This is a genomic window from Ruminococcus sp. NK3A76, from assembly GCF_000686125.1.
Classification (GTDB): domain Bacteria; phylum Bacillota; class Clostridia; order Oscillospirales; family Ruminococcaceae; genus NK3A76.
The window spans coordinates 2601890-2620042 of sequence record NZ_JMMA01000002.1; the positions used below are offsets into that span (position 1 = coordinate 2601890).

14 protein-coding genes are annotated in these 18153 nt (G+C 49.2%); 1 reads left to right on the forward strand and 13 read right to left on the reverse strand.

Annotated features, from left to right (window positions below; translation table 11 throughout):
* Positions 1 to 11: 11 nt before the first annotated feature.
* On the forward strand, positions 12 to 1406 hold the full coding sequence (locus CD05_RS0112135; protein WP_028510723.1) for a helix-turn-helix transcriptional regulator: 1395 nt from the start codon (positions 12 to 14) through the stop codon (positions 1404 to 1406).
* Positions 1407 to 1662: 256 nt separating this feature from the next.
* Here the strand turns inward: CD05_RS0112135 and CD05_RS0112145 are convergent, their stop codons facing one another.
* The 13 genes from CD05_RS0112145 to cmk form a co-directional block, all read right to left on the reverse strand.
* Positions 1663 to 2073 (reverse strand): peptide deformylase, encoded by a 411-nt coding sequence (locus CD05_RS0112145; RefSeq protein ID WP_028510724.1) that lies wholly within the window; start codon positions 2071 to 2073, stop codon positions 1663 to 1665.
* A complete protein-coding gene (locus CD05_RS19910) occupies positions 2074 to 3339 on the reverse strand; it encodes a sensor domain-containing diguanylate cyclase (RefSeq protein ID WP_051588986.1) in 1266 nt (421 codons plus the stop codon).
* A 604-nt stretch (positions 3340 to 3943) separates the two neighbouring features.
* Positions 3944 to 5713, reverse strand: a complete 1770-nt coding sequence (locus CD05_RS18525) for a L,D-transpeptidase family protein (RefSeq protein WP_051588987.1) — start codon at positions 5711 to 5713, stop codon at positions 3944 to 3946.
* 182 nt (positions 5714 to 5895) lie between these two features.
* The gene (locus CD05_RS0112165) at positions 5896 to 6441 is read right to left on the reverse strand and encodes a DUF3592 domain-containing protein (RefSeq protein WP_084262177.1); all 546 of its coding nucleotides are present in this window, start codon (positions 6439 to 6441) and stop codon (positions 5896 to 5898) included.
* A gap of 86 nt (positions 6442 to 6527) precedes the next feature.
* Positions 6528 to 7310 (reverse strand): YdcF family protein, encoded by a 783-nt coding sequence (locus CD05_RS0112170; RefSeq protein ID WP_051588988.1) that lies wholly within the window; start codon positions 7308 to 7310, stop codon positions 6528 to 6530.
* A gap of 15 nt (positions 7311 to 7325) precedes the next feature.
* On the reverse strand, positions 7326 to 8402 hold the full coding sequence (locus CD05_RS19915; RefSeq protein ID WP_051588989.1) for a C39 family peptidase: 1077 nt from the start codon (positions 8400 to 8402) through the stop codon (positions 7326 to 7328).
* A 189-nt stretch (positions 8403 to 8591) separates the two neighbouring features.
* Complete coding sequence (locus CD05_RS0112180; RefSeq protein WP_028510727.1) at positions 8592 to 9242, reverse strand: HAD family phosphatase; 651 nt, start codon at positions 9240 to 9242, stop codon at positions 8592 to 8594.
* Complete coding sequence (locus CD05_RS19920) at positions 9239 to 10639, reverse strand: AAA family ATPase (protein ID WP_051588990.1); 1401 nt, start codon at positions 10637 to 10639, stop codon at positions 9239 to 9241. The genes CD05_RS0112180 and CD05_RS19920 overlap by 4 nt, the downstream gene beginning before the upstream one ends.
* A 13-nt stretch (positions 10640 to 10652) precedes the next feature.
* Entirely contained in the window at positions 10653 to 10967 is a 315-nt protein-coding gene (locus CD05_RS0112190) for a hypothetical protein (protein WP_028510728.1), read from the reverse strand.
* Between the two features lie 39 nt (positions 10968 to 11006).
* Positions 11007 to 12122 carry a class I SAM-dependent RNA methyltransferase gene (locus tag CD05_RS0112195; RefSeq protein ID WP_028510729.1) on the reverse strand — a complete coding sequence of 372 codons (1116 nt, stop codon included), beginning with the start codon at positions 12120 to 12122 and terminating at the stop codon, positions 11007 to 11009.
* A gap of 240 nt (positions 12123 to 12362) precedes the next feature.
* Positions 12363 to 14591: a transglycosylase domain-containing protein gene (locus CD05_RS18540; RefSeq protein WP_051588991.1), complete on the reverse strand. Its 2229-nt coding sequence runs from the start codon at positions 14589 to 14591 to the stop codon at positions 12363 to 12365.
* Between the two features lie 142 nt (positions 14592 to 14733).
* Positions 14734 to 16716: a bifunctional 4-hydroxy-3-methylbut-2-enyl diphosphate reductase/30S ribosomal protein S1 gene (locus CD05_RS0112205; RefSeq protein WP_028510730.1), complete on the reverse strand. Its 1983-nt coding sequence runs from the start codon at positions 16714 to 16716 to the stop codon at positions 14734 to 14736.
* Entirely contained in the window at positions 16700 to 18049 is a 1350-nt protein-coding gene (gene cmk, locus CD05_RS21415) for a (d)CMP kinase (protein WP_028510731.1), read from the reverse strand. Before cmk ends, CD05_RS0112205 begins: the two co-directional genes overlap by 17 nt.
* Between the last annotated feature and the right edge of the window lie 104 nt (positions 18050 to 18153).

Below are 18153 nucleotides of genomic sequence, written 5' to 3' on the forward strand. Positions count from 1 at the left end.
GGGGTCATGCCGTGGTAAGCGACAGGATAGGTTATCTGCTATGGGTGCTTGCGACCGATAACACACAGCTTGCGGCATATGCAGGGTGCTCGGAGTCGAATTTCAGCAGGCTTAAAAGCGGTTCGAGGGAGCCTTCAAAGGACAGTCTGACGATAAGGAAATTTGCCGAAGCGATTTGCATGGCGGCAAGTGACGGCAAAATGACAGACACGCTTCGCACGATCATAAATGCTAATGAAACGCCAAACGAGCAGCTTAGCGATGCCGTGATCGAGTGGCTTTTTGACACGCAGGACAGCACCATGCCGGCGGCGCCGTCGGGGATAACTGCGGCACAGTTCGGCGAGAAGCTATCGGCGGCGATGAGCGTTGCAGGGCTTTCAAACTCGAAGCTCAGCAGGCTTGCTAACATCGACCCCTCATACATAAGCCGCATGAGAAGCGGCAGCAGAATGCCGAAAAACAGCCCCTCGCTCGTTCACAGGCTTTGCGGCATCATCGCAGAAAAGGCAAAGGAAAAAGGCAGCAGCGAGACGCTTTTTGAGCTGACAGGGCACAAGCCGGGCGAAGGGAGTGAGCTTACAGGGGTATTATTTGCTTGGCTATACGACCACAGCCGCACCGAGGGCTCGCTGGCGGTAGAAAAGCTCATCGACACGATATCGGCCATACCCGGAACAGGCAGCGCAGGCACGGAAAAGGCAAGGATACCCATACAGGCGCAGACTGACAAGGTAGAGACATACATCGGCATCGAGGGTCTGCAAAGTGCCGTGACACGCTTACTGAGTTCGGCGGCAAACGAAGGCGGACGGCAGCTGATGCTATATTCCGACCAGCCGATATTATGGAAAAGCGGGAGCTTTCAGAGCACATGGGAAAGGCTTATAGAGACCTGCATCGAAAACAAGGTAAGAATGAAGATAATCTATTCGTTAGACAGGATACCCTTTACCAACATATTTGAAGCGATAAGCAAAAGTCTGCCTGTATACATGACAGGGCTTGTAGACTCTTACTACTGCACGCTAAGTGCAAGCATGAGAAGCTACAGGACGGTGTTCCTTGATGTCGGCCACGCCTGCATTGAAGGCAACTTCATAAGGGGCATGGAAAGGGAAGCAAGATACAGATACATCACCAGCCAGGACGAGCTTGAATACATCAAGAAAAACTATGACATGATAATGCTCGACTGCAAGCCGCTGATAACCGTAAAGCCCACCGACTCGCCGCCGGTATCGGGCAAATACGGCGTATTCACCTCGGGCGGCATACAGATATGCATAAACGAGGACGAGGTGATAGTTCACAAGCTGAGCTCGCCGCACATGAGCTTCTGCTTTGAGCACCCCAATCTGATAAAGGCTTTCAGGCGATACATTGAGGAAAAGAACATATACTGACAGCGCATCGGCGATGTCTGCCGCCGATGCTAAAAGAATAAATAAAAAAGAAGAAAGAATAATGAATAATAAAGGTATCGGCTGCGCCGATGATATTTAAAATCATCGGCCGAAGGGAAATGTTTTGCAAAGCAAAGCATTCGTCTTATTGGCATTCGCCAATAAGACATGATACCTTTATTATTTCCTATTTATTCTTTCTTCTTTATTCTTTTAGCAGGAAAAGCGAGGGGGATCCTTGCTTCTCCTGCGCTTTTTATATTATCTTTCCTTCGAGGTGGTCGCACTCGTGCTGGATGATCTGAGCGGTGAATTCGGTATAGCGGCCTTTACAGGGCTTGAAGTTCTCATCAAGGTATCTTACCTCTATCTCCTTATAGCGCACTGTCTTTCTTGTGCCTGCAAGCGACAGGCAGCCCTCATCGGTCTCATACTTACCTATGCGCCTGGTGATGACGGGGTTTACCATGACGACTGCGCCGTCGCCGCCGTCAAATATAATAACACGCTTCAGAACGCCTATCATATTTGCCGCCATACCCACGCATCGGTCGCTGTTTGCACTCAGGGTATCTTTTAAGTCCTGTATGACCTGTGCGTCGTCCTTGTTTGCGAATGTGCTCTTTTTTGAGAGAAAGCTCTCGTCTCTTACTATCATTCTTACCATTTACTTATCTCCTGCACGGGCTTGCTTCATAGCCTTTTTAGCCTTATACATCTCCATATCGGCAGCAGCGAGGTAATCTCTGACTGAGAAGCCGCTGTCACGCTCGATACAGGAAGCCCCGTATGCGATACTGAGCTCCTTATCCATTATACGGAATCTCTGCTGCTCTGTCAAGAGCTTGGAGATATAGCCCCTTGCAGTTTCAAGGTCAGCCCCGGGGAGTATCATCGTGAACTCGTCGCCGCCCATTCTGAAAATGAGCGCACCCTCGGGAAGTGTTGTTTTAAAAAGCATGGTGGACATTCTGATATACTCATCGCCCACGAAGTGGCCGTAGTTATCATTTATGAATTTAAGGTCATTCAGGTCTGCCGAGATAAAGCTGACAGGCTTGGGGGCTTCGTTTATACAGGTGATATACTTATCGAAATAGTGTCTGTTAAAGGTATCTGTGAGCTCATCACGCAGCGCCTTGGCTTCGAGGGAAAGGCGCAGAAGATGCTGCTCGGTGATATTGTTTATAAGGGCGATTATACCCTTGATATTGCCGTTTTCGTCTCTTACAGGGCGCTTTATCACTTCGAGGTAATCAGACACGCCGTCGGCCTTTTCCTCGATGACATATCTTGCGCCCTTGCCTGTACGGATAATTTCGAGGTCGTTTTCCATAGCCTTGATAGCGTTTTTCTTATCCTTGCGTATCTCGACATCTGTCTTGCCCCTGATAGTCCAGTTTTTATCGTCTGAGTGGTCAAGGTGATGCCAGTAGTGGGTAGCGAAGATATATCTGCCGGCGTTATCCTTAAGGTAGATATTTGACGGCAGCTCTTTAAGCATATTCTCTATCTCATAGAACGAAGCCGAATCCTTAAGGCGTGCAGCGTTATCTATACGGCGGAAGATAAGCTCCTTATGAAGCGGCGGCATGATGACATCGACAGCACCCTTTTTAAGGCACTCATAGGTCACAGGCAGCTCGCTTTCGTCCTTACAGTAGATAAGCATAGGCACGGCCTCGATGATAGAGTCACGCTTTATCCAGTCAAATATCCTATAATCATCTGCCGCAGCGGAGGTGGTATTTATTATTGCAGCGACGAACGAGCCTGCGCCCGAGCTGAACTGCGAGAAATCCCTGTTCTGTTCATCGACGGCTATGACGGTATACTTTTCTTCAAGCAGCTTACACAGCGGCGACGGGTCGGTATCATGCCCATAGACATACAGCACGAGCTTTTTTACCGCGGAAAACTCTATCTTTTCCATTAGCTTCACTCCTCTGCCCCCATAAGCGAGGGCATATTATCCTATTATTTCTATTTTATCACTTTTGGTAAACGATTTCAATTGACTGAACGACTAATATTCGGAGGTGTTTTTAGTAAATAATGACATAAAAAAGCCCCTGCCCAAAAAGCAAGCAGCGCTTGACAAAAAGGCAGGAGTGTGGTATAATCTAATTAACAGGTAGTCCGAGCTTCGGGAGAGCCGAACACTCCCCCGATATTAATGACGGACCCCTTGATTTAGTTTTTAGTGTTAAAACACCGCCAACTGTGCAAAGGTTTTGGCGGTGTTTTCTTTGTTGTCCCCTTTTCAGGTTTCTCTAAATACTCACTATTTCTTCTTGTGGAAGATCAGATAGCAGAGGGTAATGACACCCACGAGCATATTAGTATATAACACCAGCTCGGTAAAGGTTATGTATTCCATGCTATCACCTCCTTGACCTTCATCAAGGAGTGCCGCCTATCCTATATTTCGGACTCGAACAATCATTATTATAGCACATATTCCCCAAGATGTCAACATCCCAACAAATACCAAGCGCAAAAAAGCGGCAGAGAGCTCTGCCGCTTTTATTGTTATATTATTCCCAGTAAGCCACAACAGGTGTACCGATCGGCACGTTCTCATAAACATACTTAGCCGAATCGTAGGAAACATTTATACAGCCGTGCGAACCGCTCCACTTATAGAGCTCACCGCCGAAGTAGGGCTGCCATGTTGCGTCGTGGATACCGATCTGAGTGCCCCAGTCGGAGATATTGTTCCAGTAGGAAACCGTTGTTTCCCACTTATCGCCGCCGTTTTCGCCCTTCAGCTTGGAAGGAGATTCCTTTGTCCAGAGCTTATATACGCCCTCGGGAGTATTTCTGCCCTCGGTAGGAAGGCCGGAAACTATATCACATTCCCACTTCTTCTTGCCGTTTTTATAGAACCACATATGCTGTGCATAGAAGTCTATCTCAAGGTAGGTATTGCCGATATCGTCCTTAGCAGTCCAGCAGTCGGGGTTGCCCTCGTAGTCGATACCGCCGGAGGAATAGAAGATAGGATCAACAGTAACGCTCTTGCCGTCCTCTATCAGCTCGGTGATATAATCTGCCATACCGCCCTCGGGCTCGGTATTGAGCCACCAGCCGTAGATGCCGGAGCCGCCCTCTACTGTTATAGTGCCCTTATTTGTAGACTTGAACTTTCTGTCCTTACGGTAGGTATCATATTTTTCTGCAAGCTCATCGACATACTTATTGACCTCATCTCTGTCAACAGAATATGAGCCGTCTTCATTGAAATCGAGCCAGTCGATAAAGCGTGAGCCCTTAAGCGTAGCCTTTTCATACACGAAGTCGAAGCTGATCTCGATATCTGCGATACCTGCAAGCGAATCATACTGCTTCTGAAGGTCGGAAGCGAGTATCGAGGGCTTCTCATAAACGTCAAGGTCAGCTATCGAGATATCGAAGTTGCCCTTTGCAAGCTCGCTGGAGATATATGCATATATATCGCCTATCTTGTCCTCATCTATACTGTTGCCGACCACCTCCTTGACGAGCTCGAAGCCGTCATCGGTACGGTCGATATATGCGTTCTTTGATTCTATTACGTTCTGCCCCTCGATAACGTTCTTCTTGATTATCGCATTGAGCTTTGTCTCGTTGAACTTTGAGTCGGGGTCGAACTCATAGCTGCTCTCGTTGCCCATTACCGACTTGAACCATAGGTTATGGTTCTGCTTTTCATATGCCTGAGTAACGGCGTCCTGTATATTGCTTGAAAAATCAAGCTGCTTCAAGTCGATATCGACCCTTGTGCCGTCACGCTTGGTTATCGTTATCTTATCGTTGAAATCTATCTGGCCTGTGAGCTTGGCTATAGCCTCGTCCTTTGTGAGCTTGCTGACGTCTATCTTATTTATCGTCGTATTTGCAAGGAACACGCCGTCGTAGGCCTTTTTACCGTAAGCATAGGCACCTATCACACCGCCGACTATAGCAAGTGCCATAAAACCGCACACTATATCGACAGCATGAGACTTTTTCTTCTTTTTCTTTCTTGACGAGCTATGGCCTGACGATGAGCTATGGCTGCGGCTTGACGAGCTGCGGCTGCTCTCGCGGCTGTACGATGTCTGGCGGCTCATCTGCGGCTGCACCTCTTTCTTAGCCGGAACGGCAGCGAACGAGATATCATCGTCATCATCGTCGTTATCGTTCATAGCCATATTTTTAGCTATCTGCCTTGCAAGCTCCTCCTTACCCGAGGCAGCAGGGGCAGCAGGCACAACAGGCTCGGGATCCTTACCGGGATCTTCAGAGCCGAAGAATAGATCCTTTTCATTCGTTTCGTTAGCCATAAACCGTTTCCCCGTTACGACGAGGAATGCCTCCTTTCGGCTTATATGTACACATTTCTACACAATTAGTCTATCGTATATTTTATTATATCACAAAGGGCAGACAATTGCAACAAAAATAATACACAATCTTACAGCAAATAAAAGCCCTTCAATAGTCAATAATCACACAGCCCCGGGTGTCACTTGAAAATGTCGTCATAATCGGGCTGTTCGATAGTATTCACAGCGGCGTTTGCAAGCGGGTCTTTTCGCTTTTTCTGCTTATTATAGTAATCGATGATGATTATTATCACAAGCAGCACAAAGAGCCCGAAAGCCACCAGTGCGCCGATATTCTCAGCAGATGAATCAGTATTCTCGGTGCAGTTGCGTGAGGGGTCTGACGGGTCATAGTAGACTGTGACCTTTTTTCTTGCGACGAGGGCTGTTGTCTGCCATGCGGTATAGGCGGTATACTTTTTATCGTCAACCTCAAACTCGACAACGCCACGGTATTTTGTCATACGCCTGCTCGACAGGCCGTTTTTGGTCTGCGTGCTTACCACCTCGCCCTGTGTTTCAGCGGTACAGGCCTCAACTATTTTGACCTTTTCCTGATGATCCATATATCGGTTTATACCGTATATCAGGGCAACCACTGCGCATATCGCAAACACGAGCCGTGTATGCTTCTTTATAAAGTCTCTTACAAACGGGATATCCGACAAGCTCCAGCGATGTCTCACAGTTTAAGCCTCCTTGTATTTTTTGTTTTCTTCTCCCTGAAAAAGCAGTGAAGTGAACTTCTCAGCATTCACTGAGTGCCGGCGCTTCATGATGATACGAAAAAGTATGTAAGCGTGAGCCATTCACGCACCCAGTAGGTCGGCAGGTATCTGAGCTCTGTTTCGGCGGCAAGGCCGAAGGCATCTATACCGTCGTTCTTGGCGATAAGGCCTGCACGGTAGATATGGTAGCCGTCGGAAACAAAGCATATATTCCCGGTTATGCCACGCTCTTTGAGCAGGGCGTAGGAGAAATCCATATTCTCCTTTGTCGAGGTAGACTTGCCCTCCTCTATGATACGGGACTCATCTATCCCCTTTTCGACAAGATAGTTTTTCATGACCTCGGCCTCTGAATAGTCCTCGTCCCAGCCCTTGCCGCCGGAGACTATACAGACACAGTCCTCATTCTCTGTGAGGTAGTCATACGCCTTATCGAGGCGGTGTGCGAGCATTCGTGAGGGGCGGTCGCCCTTTATCTGGCAGCCGAGCACGATAACTGCGTCTGCCTTACAGTGCTCGCCGTCCTTTATCGCTTTATACATGAGCACAGACAGCACCGAGCAGTAGACTACGGCCGCTATTATCACAAGGGATACGAATATGACTATGACCTTGCCGCCGGGCGTTTTGAAAAGTGCGCCGACTATGGCCTTGAACTTATCAAAGAAGACCGTCACGAGTATCAGCGCACTGCTGACGGCTATACCGGCGACATTGCCTGCACACACGACCGGGAGAGCCCTTAAAAAGCTCCACAGCAGCACCGATTCGAGCACGGCTATAACAAATCTTATCACCATTTTTGTAAGATCGACTTCCTTTTCCAAATCCTTTAACAGCTCCTATTCTATAATGACAGCATGGCTGCCCTGCTCTTTATAGCGTTTATCAAAAAGCTCTGCGTCATACTTTATGGGCAGGACGCTGCGCTTTGACGGGTCGGCGCAGTAGATGGCACCCTTTTCCTCATCGTATCCTATGAGCACAAGGCAGTGTTCATTGTGGAGCCAGGTTATCTCCTTACCGTCGGCGGTAAGCCAGGTGTCGGTCTTTTTCGAGGCTTTAAGGTCTGTCGTTGCCCAGACAACGACGGGGGTGCCGTTGTTTATATACTTATACAGCTTATATAGCTTACTGCCGGTGAGGTCTTTTGCCCTGAGGTCGGTATCCTGCGTGGCAAGGTACTTATTTGCAGCGTCGGCTATAGGCTTTGCATAGCAGCCGTAGCTGTCTTCATCGGCCGGGTCGCCGGGGAAAGCCTCGTTGGGGTCGGCACCGTAAAGCACCGTCCCGCCCTTTTTGCCCTTTTTCTTTTTCTCGGTAAAGGGTATCTTTTCAAGATAGTCAGCGGCTATCTCGTTTTTGGTCACATCAAAGCCGCAGTAGCGAAGCAGCGAGGTAAGTGCCGAGCACTCACAGCCGGTGGGAAGCGAGGGCTTAGAATACTGGCAGACATTCTGCACGGTGAGGATACACTTATCCCTCATAGTCGTGAGCTTTATCTCCTTTGACTGGGCGGTATATTCGATAACGCCGTCCTTTCTGACATAGGCTCTGACGCTGAAAAACCCACAGTCGCCCTGCTTGCTGCTGACTATGGTGTATTTATTCCAGTCGGCGGCAACGAAGTAGTTCTCGGTCTTTGCCCCGGAGGCTGAGCGCATGAACACCTCATACCCCTCGGCTCCCTCAACGGGCTTCCAGCTAAGGTCAAATGTTCCCCGGGTAGACGAGCCCTTAAAGCCCTTTAAAAGCGGCAGAGTCACCTGCTCAGGGAGCTGCTCATCGCCCTGTGTGATGCTGACATCGGCATCGACTGCACTGCTCTCGTCTGCTGAGCTGCTGCCTGTCTTTACAGTACACGAGCACATCGAAAGCGCCAAGGCTGCCGCCGATACTGCTGCTATTTGTTTTTTCATACCGGCTGACACCTCGTTTCTTTTTATTAAACCGTCTGTCAAATCCAGTTAACAGTTAAGAGTTAACAGTTAACAGTTGTGGTGTCCTGCCTGCGCAGGACGAATGCCCATTCGGGCACGGGTCATGCCGAACCTCTTTGCCCCCGAAGGTGGGCGGATGGGTTTCACCTTGTCCCCATAAGCAATGCTTTAAACAAGTGTTTCAAAAAACTGAAGCACCTCTGCAAGGGAAACAAACTCACACTCGGCCATTTTTCTTACCTCGGGGGTGTTCTCGACGATATCCGGCACGAGAAGTGCTCTCATGCCTGCACGGTGAGCGGAGATTATGCCGTTGTTTGAATCCTCTATCGCAAAGCAGTCTGCGGGGGCTTCGCCGAGGGCGGCGCAGGCCTTTAAATATATCTCCGGCTCGGGCTTTGAGTTTATGACCATATCGCCGCCTATGACCGTGCCGAAATACTCATCAATGCCTGCCGTTTTAAGGTGCGACATAACGCCTTTATACTCGGTCGAGGAGGCTATGGCGGTCTTTATGCCGTTAGCTTTGAGCCAGCGAAGGAGATCATTAGCACCCTCTTTGAGCTTCAGCCCCTCGGCGGCTATCATTCTTTTAAACTCTGCAACACACTCGTCCTTTAAAGCAAGTATGTCCACCTGTGGGTAGGCTGCCTGAAGTATTGCTATACTGTCCTTGGTGCTGCGTCCGATACACTCTCTTGCGTGTGGCTCGACATTTTCAAGGCCGTGCCTTTTACCGACTGCCGCCCACGCTTTAAGGCCGACTGTCTCGGTGTCGAATATAACACCGTCCATATCAAATACTACCGAAAAGCTCAAAGTGTGACCTCCTTAACATCTGCAAGTGTGAGCGTCATAAGCTGCTCGTCTGTCATATCCTTTACAGAAGCGAGCCTGTCGGCCTGGTTTGAGAGAGCCTTTTCAAAGAAATTCCTCGCATCACGGCCGTTTGCAAAATACTCAGGCTTATTGGCTATCCTCTCGTCAAAGAACTGCTCGACATACTCCAAAACGCCGTCGTCGGCCTTAAGCGAATACTGCTTAAGATAGAGCTCGAACATCTGCTTAAGCTCTGATGCGGTGTAGTCTGCAAACTCGATAAAGCGGTTGAAGCGTGAGCGCAGGCCGGGGTTGGAGCTTAAGAATTCCTCCATAAGGTCGGTATAGCCGGCGCAGATAACAACTATATCTCCCCTGTTGTCCTCCATGAATTTGAGCAGGGTGTTGACGGCCTCGATGCCGTAGTCGTTCTGTCCTGTTTTATTGGTAAGAGCGTAGGCTTCGTCGATAAACAGCACGCCGCCGAGTGCGCTCTCGCAGACCTCACGGGTCTTGATGGCGGTATGGCCTATATAGTTGCTGACAAGCCCTGAGCGGTCTACCTCGACAAACACGTCTTCCCGGACTGCGCCGAGGCGGTGGTATATCTTTGCAAGAAGCCTTGCAACTGTCGTCTTGCCGGTGCCGGGGTTGCCGGTGAACACGAGGTGGAGCGACATCTCAGGCTGCTTGAAGCCCCTCTCCTCACGCAGCTTTCGCACCTTGATGAGGTTTGCAAGGCTGTAGACCTCCTGCTTTACGCTCATAAGACCGACGAGCTGATCGAGCTTTTCAAGAAGCTGCTCTAAAGTCAGCTCTTGCTCTTGCTTTTTCTTTTCTTCTGCTTTTATCTGCTTCTGAGCCGGTGCAGGGAGCGCCTTTTTAGCTGACGGCTTTTGTCTTAGACCGCCTGAGCTCTGAATCCCCTTGACATAGCTCTCGCCAAAAACACGGAGCCTGTAGACAAGGCGGCTTAGAAACTTTGTCTCTCTGTCGTCTGCCGTGCCGTCTGCCGCCATAAAGCCCACACCGAGGTCGTTAACAAAGGTGTTGAGCTTTTTATAGTCGGTATCGACCCCGTCTGACTGAGCGTCGATGAACACCTTGCATATCCTTTGCAGGCTGTCGGTCACAGAGTCGGGGGTTATCATCTTTTTAAGGCGCTCGAGCTCATAAGGGCTCTGCGTGAGCGTTATGCCGAGCGTCCGGCAGATAAAGTCGCTCTCGGGCTTTGTCATTCTGTCATCGAGTGTGCTGATACAGATGAGCATCTTCATAAGAGAGATCTTGAAATACTCCTCTATAGTGCCCTTATCTTTTATCTCATACCCTGCCTTATCAAGTGCGGCGCACTGAGCTTTGAGCTCATTATAGGCAGTCTTCAGATCAGCAGACATTTTTCTTCCTCCTTTATTCAAACAGCCCCGGTTCAAGCTGAGCCAGAGTGATATCAATTCTTTCGATATTTTCGACCACCTCGGGGTCATGGGCTATCCACGAGCCGAAAAGGACGGTATGCATTGCCCTGTACTCACTGCCCTGCCTGACCACCCAGCAGACCCGGAGCATTTCGAGCGTGCCTTGTTCCTCGCTCTCGTGGCGGTCATTCGTCATGATATACGAGCCGTCATTTATAAAGCGGAAAAGCACTCTTGTATCAGGGCGTGGGGTGAAGCCTGCGGCCTCTGCCTCACTGTTATTTATAAAAACTGGCTTATCCGGCATACGAACACTCCTTTACATCTGATGCACAGCTTGCTGCGGTCATTTAAAGTACATATACAGATTGCACTTTATCATGCCGTTATAGAGCTTGCGCTTTTTATCGGCTTTCTTGCCGAAGAACTTTTCAAACTCCTCGTGGGGGGTGATGATATAGCAGGGGCTGTCCTTATCGGGGGCAAGCTTATCGCCGAGGACTTTATAAAGCTCCTCTGCCTGTCTTATATCAAGAAGCCGCTCGCCGTAGGGCGGGTTACATATCGTCACAGCGCCACGCACGGGCTTTAAGTCTCTTATATCCTGCTCGGTGACTGACACCTTTGAGCCGACACCGGCTTTTTTGGCGTTCTCTATTGTCAGGTCAACTGCTGCCGTGTCGATATCAAAGCCGAGGGATCTGAATTCCTTCTCACGGTTTATAGCCTCGACCGCCGCTGCACGCTCTGCCTGCCAGAGCGAAGGGTCAGTCTGCTGCCACTTTTCAGCGGCGAAGCTGCGCCGAAGCCCCGGGGCGATGTTCAGTGCCTTATACGCACCCTCCACCACAAATGTGCCCGAGCCGCACATAGGGTCAAGCAGCTTATCATAGAGCCTTACCCTTGCAAGGTCGATGATACCGGCAGCAAGTGTTTCCTTGATAGGGGCGGCGTTGGAATTCTTTCTGTAGCCACGCTTATGCAGGCCTGCACCCGATGTATCGAGGCAGATGCTCACCTCGTCCTTTAAGATATTGAAGACTATCTGGTGTACAGCGCCAGTCTCCTCGAACCAGTCGGTATGATAGCTTGCCTTTAAGCACTCGACTGCGGCTTTTTTGATGATGCTCTGGCAGTCGGGGATACTGTGAAGCTGCGAGTTTATCGAATGTCCCTTGACCGGGAAAGCATCTTCCTTACCGATAAACTCAGCGAGCGGCAGCGCCTTGACATTATCAAAAAGCTCGGTAAAGCTGCGTGCCTTAAAGCTGCCGAGCTCTATGAGCACACGCTCGGCGGTATAAAGGTGCAGGTTTGCCCTTGCTATCATTTCCATACCGCCGGTGAAGGTCACACGGCCGTCGGTAGTGGTGACGTTCTGGCCGCCGATACGCTTTATCTCGCCTGAGAGCACGCTCTCAAGCCCGAAGATACACGGGGCGGATAGTTTTATTTCGTTCATTATGTAGCTCCAATCTTTTCAATGCACAATGCTTTTGTCAGTTAACAGTTAACAGCTAACAGTTAACAGTTAAGGTGTCCGCCAAAGGCGGACGAATGCCCATATCGGGCGAGCCGTCTGCGGCGGCTATGCGGGGGGTATTGCGGTCGCCCCTGTGCCCCTTCGCAGGCGCACCTTAACTGTTAACTATTAACTAATAAATATACCTCCGTAGCGAGCGGAGGTATATCCTTAGTCAATTTAGTAGCCGATATTACAGTATTCAGGCATTGCGCTTTCCTTGTAGTAGCCGGTCTCGGTGTTCTTGCAGCCGCTGGTCGCAAGAAGGCCGGAATGCTTACAATACTTGGCCTCGACAACGCCCTCGGGTATCTCGAAGGTCTTATGGGGCTCATTCTCAGCGATATCGCCGAAGATGTTCTTCCAAAGCTGTGCCGAGTCGTAATAGTCGCCTGTGGGTATAGTACGCGGATTATCCGAATAGCCTATCCATATACCGCTCACATAGTCAGGTGTACAGCCGACGAACAGGAGGTCCTTCCAGTCTTCAGATGTACCTGTCTTGCCGACGAGGTCTGTAGTCTGGAGCTTTGCAGCCGTACCTGTACCGCTGTTAACGACCTTCTGCATCATTCTGTTCATGACATATGCGCTCGAAGGGTCGATAGCCTGGGTATAAGAGTCGGAGTGCTCATAGATGACTGTGCCTTCCTTATCCTCGATAAGGGATATCCATGTCATCTCATACTTCTTGCCGCCGTTGCCGAATATCTGATATGCCTCAACAAGCTCAGTAAGGTGGAGACCGTTACTTGTTGCACCGATAGAAAGAGGTGCGTAGTCGGCATCGTCGAGGGTAAGTGTCGTGATATCGAGCTTCTGCTGTAAGAAGTTATAGGAATAGGTCGGTGTCAGCATTTTCACGAGCTGAGCAGAGGCCGTATTCGTCGAGTTCTGGAGCATTGTCCACAAGGGGAAGTTCTGATACGTCCAGTTCTCCATTTTTGATTCTGAGTAGTTTACAGGCCATTTCTTGGTCTCGGTATCGCTTATCTTTATTTCGATAGGCTCGTCCTTAAGTATAGACGAATAGTACACAAGACCCTGGTCGATAGCCGGGCCGTAGGCTGCTATCGGCTTGATAGTCGAACCGGGCGACACCTCACCGCTTGATGCGATAGAGTAAACTCTGCTGCCCTTTTTCTTCTTACGGCTGCCGACGACAGCTTTTATCTGGCCGTAGTAGTCACAGCAGACGAATGCACTCTCGAGCTTATCCTTTTCAAGAGGATAGGTCTGGAAATTCTCCTTGGTGCGCATTGCCTTCTCGAGCTTTTTCTGCATATCTATATCAACTGTCGTATAGACAGTATAGCCGCCCGAGTAGAGCTTCTCGCTCGCCTCTGCTGCTGTGATACCGTAGTAATCCATAAGTATCTCTACAGTCTGGTTGATAGCATCGTCCATAAACCAGGAAGTATCGCCCTGATCCTTAGTCTCGTCCTCGAACTTGGTAACACTCGAATAGGTGATATCACCTGTTGTTTTGAGGTTATCGAGGTCTTCAAGAGCCTTTTCCCAGTCATCTGAGGATATCATACCGACATCGTTCATTTTTCTTAGAACATACTGAGCTCTTTCCTTATTGTGATCTCTGTCCTCTATCGGGTTTATCTCAGCAGGCGCCTTTATCATTGCGGCTATTGATGCGCACTCAGCGAGGTTGAGCTGAGAAACGTCCTTACCGAAGTAGTAGTTAGCTGCCGCCTGAACGCCCTTGATATCATATTCATACGTCGCAAAGGAGATGATGTTGAGGTAGCATTCAAGGATATCCTCCTTGGAGTATGTTCTCTCAACGTTCATAGCACGGAATATCTCTCGTATCTTTCTTTCTGCACCCTCTGTGCCGTCTCTTGCGTCATCGCCGGTAACGTTCTTGATAGTCTGCTGAGTTATCGTCGAACCACCGGATTTCGCATCATAGATAGGAACGAAGACGTTGACGAAGGAAGCGAGTGTACGCTTGAAATCAACACCGTCGTGCGAGAGGAATCTCTCGTCCTCGGCAGCAACGACTGCGTTGGAGAGGTTCAGGGGTATACTCTGATAATCCGTCCAGACTGCGTGCTGGTTGGAGTTTTTCAGCGCATAGTAGAGCAGATACTCGTCGCCCTTTTTAGTATCCTCGTCATAGTCGGGGTTTTCATACAGAAAGCGTGAGGTATAGCTTGCAGTGATATTTTCAAGGCTTACGGTAGTTGTGGTATCTGCGTAGTTGAGCACATATATCGTCAGGGCTGTAGCGAATATCGACCCTGTGATAACGAGCACAAGTATAACAGACAGCAAAAACGTACCCAGCACCTTCATAAAGCCTGCAAATACCTTAAAGCCCGTACTTTTATGCTTTTTATGCGAGCGTTTTTTCTTTTTTGCCGTGCTTGCTTTTGTTCTGTTTTCACTCATAATTTTTAGTCCTTTATAAAACCAAAATAAAGTTATCTGTCTTTTCAATATAAACGGGGACGATCTCTCGCCCCCGAAAAATCATACCAATCTACAATGTTTACGTTGCTTTAAGATCAGTAAACCGGTATTACCTTAAGCATTAAGCTTCTTCGTTTGCAGCTTCCTCTGCTGCTTCTGTTTCTTCCTCTTCGTCCTCGGGGAGAAGCGCACGGATAGAGAGGCTTATTCTCTTCTGCTCATCGTTTATCTCGATGATCTTAGCCTCGACCTCATCGCCGACCTTAAGGATATCGCCCACGCTGTCAACTCTCTTGTTAGCGATCTGGGAGATATGTATAAGACCGTCAACGCCCTCGATGATCTGTGCGAATGCACCGAAAGATGTGATAGATACGATCTTAGCGTTTACTGTCTGGCCTACCTCATACTGAGACTTGAAGAGACCCCACGGATTCTCGCTGTCCTTCTTCATAGAGAGGGACACCTTGCCGGCTTCCTTATCTATATCCTTGATAGTTACCTCTACCTTATCGCCTACAGCAACAACGTCAGAGGGGTGCTTGATCCTCTTCCATGTGAGGTCAGCTCTTCTTACGAGGCCGTCAACACCGCCGAGGTCTACGAACACGCCGTAATCTGTGATGCTCTTTACCTCACCTGTAACTGTCTGGCCAACCTCAGCGTTCTCAAAGAATGCTGCCTGAGCTGCTGCTCTCTTCTCCTTAAGGAGAGCTCTGATAGAGCCTACTGCTCTCTGCTTGCCCTCGTTTACCTCAAGGATCTTGAAGTCTACTGTCTTCTTAAGGAGCTCGTTAAGGTCATCGTCTCTTCTTGCAGTTGCCTGGGAAGCAGGGATAAACACCTTAACGCCGCCTGCTGTTACGAGCACGCCGCCCTTTACAACGTTTGTTACAACGCCTGTAAGTGCTGCATCTGTCTCCTTAGCCTCGATGATCTTCTCGAAGCCCTTAGCTGCGTCTACCTTCTTCTTGGAAAGAGTTACGATACCGTCTGTATCGCTTGTCTTCATAACGATAAGATCAACTGTATCGCCGGGCTTTACTACATCCTCAGGCTTGAGTGTCGGGTCATCTGTAAGCTCATTTGCCGGGATATAGCCTGTATGCTTTGTGCCTATATCAACTTTTACTTCACCGTTCTGGTCGATGCCGATGATATAGCCTTCCACCCTTTGCCCTACATGTATTTTTTTGAGAGTTTTCTCTAACTCCTCCTCAAAGTTAAATACTTCCTCTTCAGTAGTTTTTGTCATTTCACTCATGGTTTGTTGTACCTCCTTGATTATATAAGCCGGTGTCGATGCGCCGGCGGAAATCCCGATATATTCTGCGCCTGCGAAGTCGCCCTCATCAAGCTCTGCCGCTGTCTCTACGAGCACTGTCTTGCAATACTCGCCACAGACGTCGCACAGCTTAAGGGTATTGGAGCTATGCCTGCCCCCGACTATTATCATCACGTCGGACTTTTTTGCAAGCTCTCTTGCCTCCTGCTGTCTTGCGGCGGTGGCGTTGCATATAGTATCACATATCTGCGCATTTGGCACAAGCTCCCTCGCCCTTTTCTCGCAGCTCTCAAATATCTCCTTATTAAAGGTCGTCTGAGAGACGATAAGCAGAGGCTTATCCGCAATGGCGGCTGACTTAAGGACGCATTCAAGCTCCCCCTCATTCTTGAAGGTATACACATCGCCCTCACAGTGGCCCATGATACCCTCTACCTCGGGGTGCGCAGGGTCGCCTGCTATGAGAACAGCGCCGCCCTTTTTGGAGTGGCTGCTCACGAGCTTATGTATACGGGAAACGAACGGGCAGGTAGCGTCAACTATCTCAGCGCCGGCCTTTTCAAGCTCATCATAGGCCTTTCTGCCGACACCGTGAGAACGGATAACGACAGTCTGCCCCTTCTGAGCCTGTGTGATATCTATAGCCTTGACACCCTTTTGCTCAAGATCGGCGACGACGTTGGGGTTATGGATTATAGGCCCCAGTGTCGCAACATTATGTCGGCTATTTAATTTATTATACACTATTTTGACCGCATTGTCTACACCAAAACAAAAACCTGCGGTTTTTGCAACAGAAATTTTACACTTCGTTAACATCTTTCTCTACCAATCCGGTTATATCTTCCATTATTCTGAGCTTGAGCTTCTTTAAAGAGCGTGGGTCGGTACCCTTAACGCCTATCTCGGCAGGGGTAAGGGGCTTACCGTAGCGCACTGTCACCTTTTTTCTGAAAGCGAGTTTACCCTCAAAAACTATACCCACAGGCACGATTTTCGTCTGAGCGACAGCAGCCACAAGAGCGACGCCCGTCTTACCGGGGCCTACCTTACCGTCCTTAGAGCGTGTGCCCTCGGGGAAGATAACGAGGTTACGTCCCTTTTCGAGCTTTTCTATTGATGTATCTATGACAGCCGTATCGCCCTTGCCTCTTGATACAGGGAAAGCGCCGAAGAACTTTATAAGCCCGGTAAAGAAGATATTATGCTTGAAAAGCTCCTCCTTTGCCATATAGGATATCGGCACACGGGTATGGAGAGCAATGAACACGGGGTCCTGATAGCTGCGGTGGTTTGATGCAAAGACATTGCCGCCGTCTTTAGGGACATTCTCGGTACCCTCGAATGAGATATCGTAAAACAGGTGATAAAGCCCGAGCACGATAAATCTTAAGAAAGTATAGAGAAACATCTTTATATGGGTGAGCCTGTGCGTCTTGGTTATAGGGCGGACAGGCATCAGCTCTCTTACCCTACGCTCTTTTTTTTTACCTGTTTTTTCGGTGATGACCTTTACTATCTCCTCGGCAGTCTCCTCTAATGTGAGTGCTGACGAATCGACGAGCACGGCATCCTCAGCCTGCTTAAGCGGTGCGATATCTCTATGGGTATCGTTATAGTCACGCTGGTTTATATCAGCGAGCACCTCCTCATAGGTCGAGGGGTCGCCTTTTTCCTGGAGCTCTTTAAAGCGTCTGTTTGCTCTCTCCTCGGCAGAGGCGGTGAGGAATATCTTGACCTGAGCATCAGGCAGCACGACTGTGCCTATATCACGGCCGTCCATGATGATATCGTTCTTTGCGGCGATATCCTTTTGCAATCCGAGCAGGAAAGCCCTTACCTCGGGAATAGCCGACACCTTTGAAGCGCCCATAGATATCTCAGGCGTTCTGATAAGGTCGGATACATTCTCGCCGTTTAGGAACACCTGCTGGGTGCCTTCATTTTTAAGCTCTATATTTATCTCAGGCAGAGCCGCCTTCACAGCCTCGCTGTCGTCGGGGCTTATACCCTTACCGATAACGTAGTATGCGATAGTACGGTACATAGCGCCCGTATCTACATACACAAAGCCGAGCCTTGCTGCCGCCATTTTAGCGATAGTCGATTTTCCTGCCCCCGAAGGGCCGTCAAGTGCAACGTTGATACTCATAGTTTATCCTCCTCTTTTTATAATGCAAAATGCATAATGCATAATGCATAATTGTGGTATCGGCGCTAAGCGCCGATGATATGGCCATTCGGCCGGCTGCCTTC

What these genes read in the sequence shown, in the direction of transcription:
- CD05_RS0112205 (WP_028510730.1), bottom strand. Translation starts at nt 16,716, where the DNA reads ATGTTAACGAAGTGTAAAATTTCTGTTGCAAAAACCGCAGGTTTTTGT.
- CD05_RS0112190 (WP_028510728.1), bottom strand. Translation starts at nt 10,967, where the DNA reads ATGCCGGATAAGCCAGTTTTTATAAATAACAGTGAGGCAGAGGCCGCA.
- CD05_RS0112145 (WP_028510724.1), bottom strand. Translation starts at nt 2,073, where the DNA reads ATGGTAAGAATGATAGTAAGAGACGAGAGCTTTCTCTCAAAAAAGAGC.
- CD05_RS19915 (WP_051588989.1), bottom strand. Translation starts at nt 8,402, where the DNA reads ATGAAAAAACAAATAGCAGCAGTATCGGCGGCAGCCTTGGCGCTTTCG.
- cmk (WP_028510731.1), bottom strand. Translation starts at nt 18,049, where the DNA reads ATGAGTATCAACGTTGCACTTGACGGCCCTTCGGGGGCAGGAAAATCG.
- CD05_RS18525 (WP_051588987.1), bottom strand. Translation starts at nt 5,713, where the DNA reads ATGGCTAACGAAACGAATGAAAAGGATCTATTCTTCGGCTCTGAAGAT.
- CD05_RS0112195 (WP_028510729.1), bottom strand. Translation starts at nt 12,122, where the DNA reads ATGAACGAAATAAAACTATCCGCCCCGTGTATCTTCGGGCTTGAGAGC.
- CD05_RS19920 (WP_051588990.1), bottom strand. Translation starts at nt 10,639, where the DNA reads ATGTCTGCTGATCTGAAGACTGCCTATAATGAGCTCAAAGCTCAGTGC.
- CD05_RS18540 (WP_051588991.1), bottom strand. Translation starts at nt 14,591, where the DNA reads ATGAGTGAAAACAGAACAAAAGCAAGCACGGCAAAAAAGAAAAAACGC.
- CD05_RS19910 (WP_051588986.1), bottom strand. Translation starts at nt 3,339, where the DNA reads ATGGAAAAGATAGAGTTTTCCGCGGTAAAAAAGCTCGTGCTGTATGTC.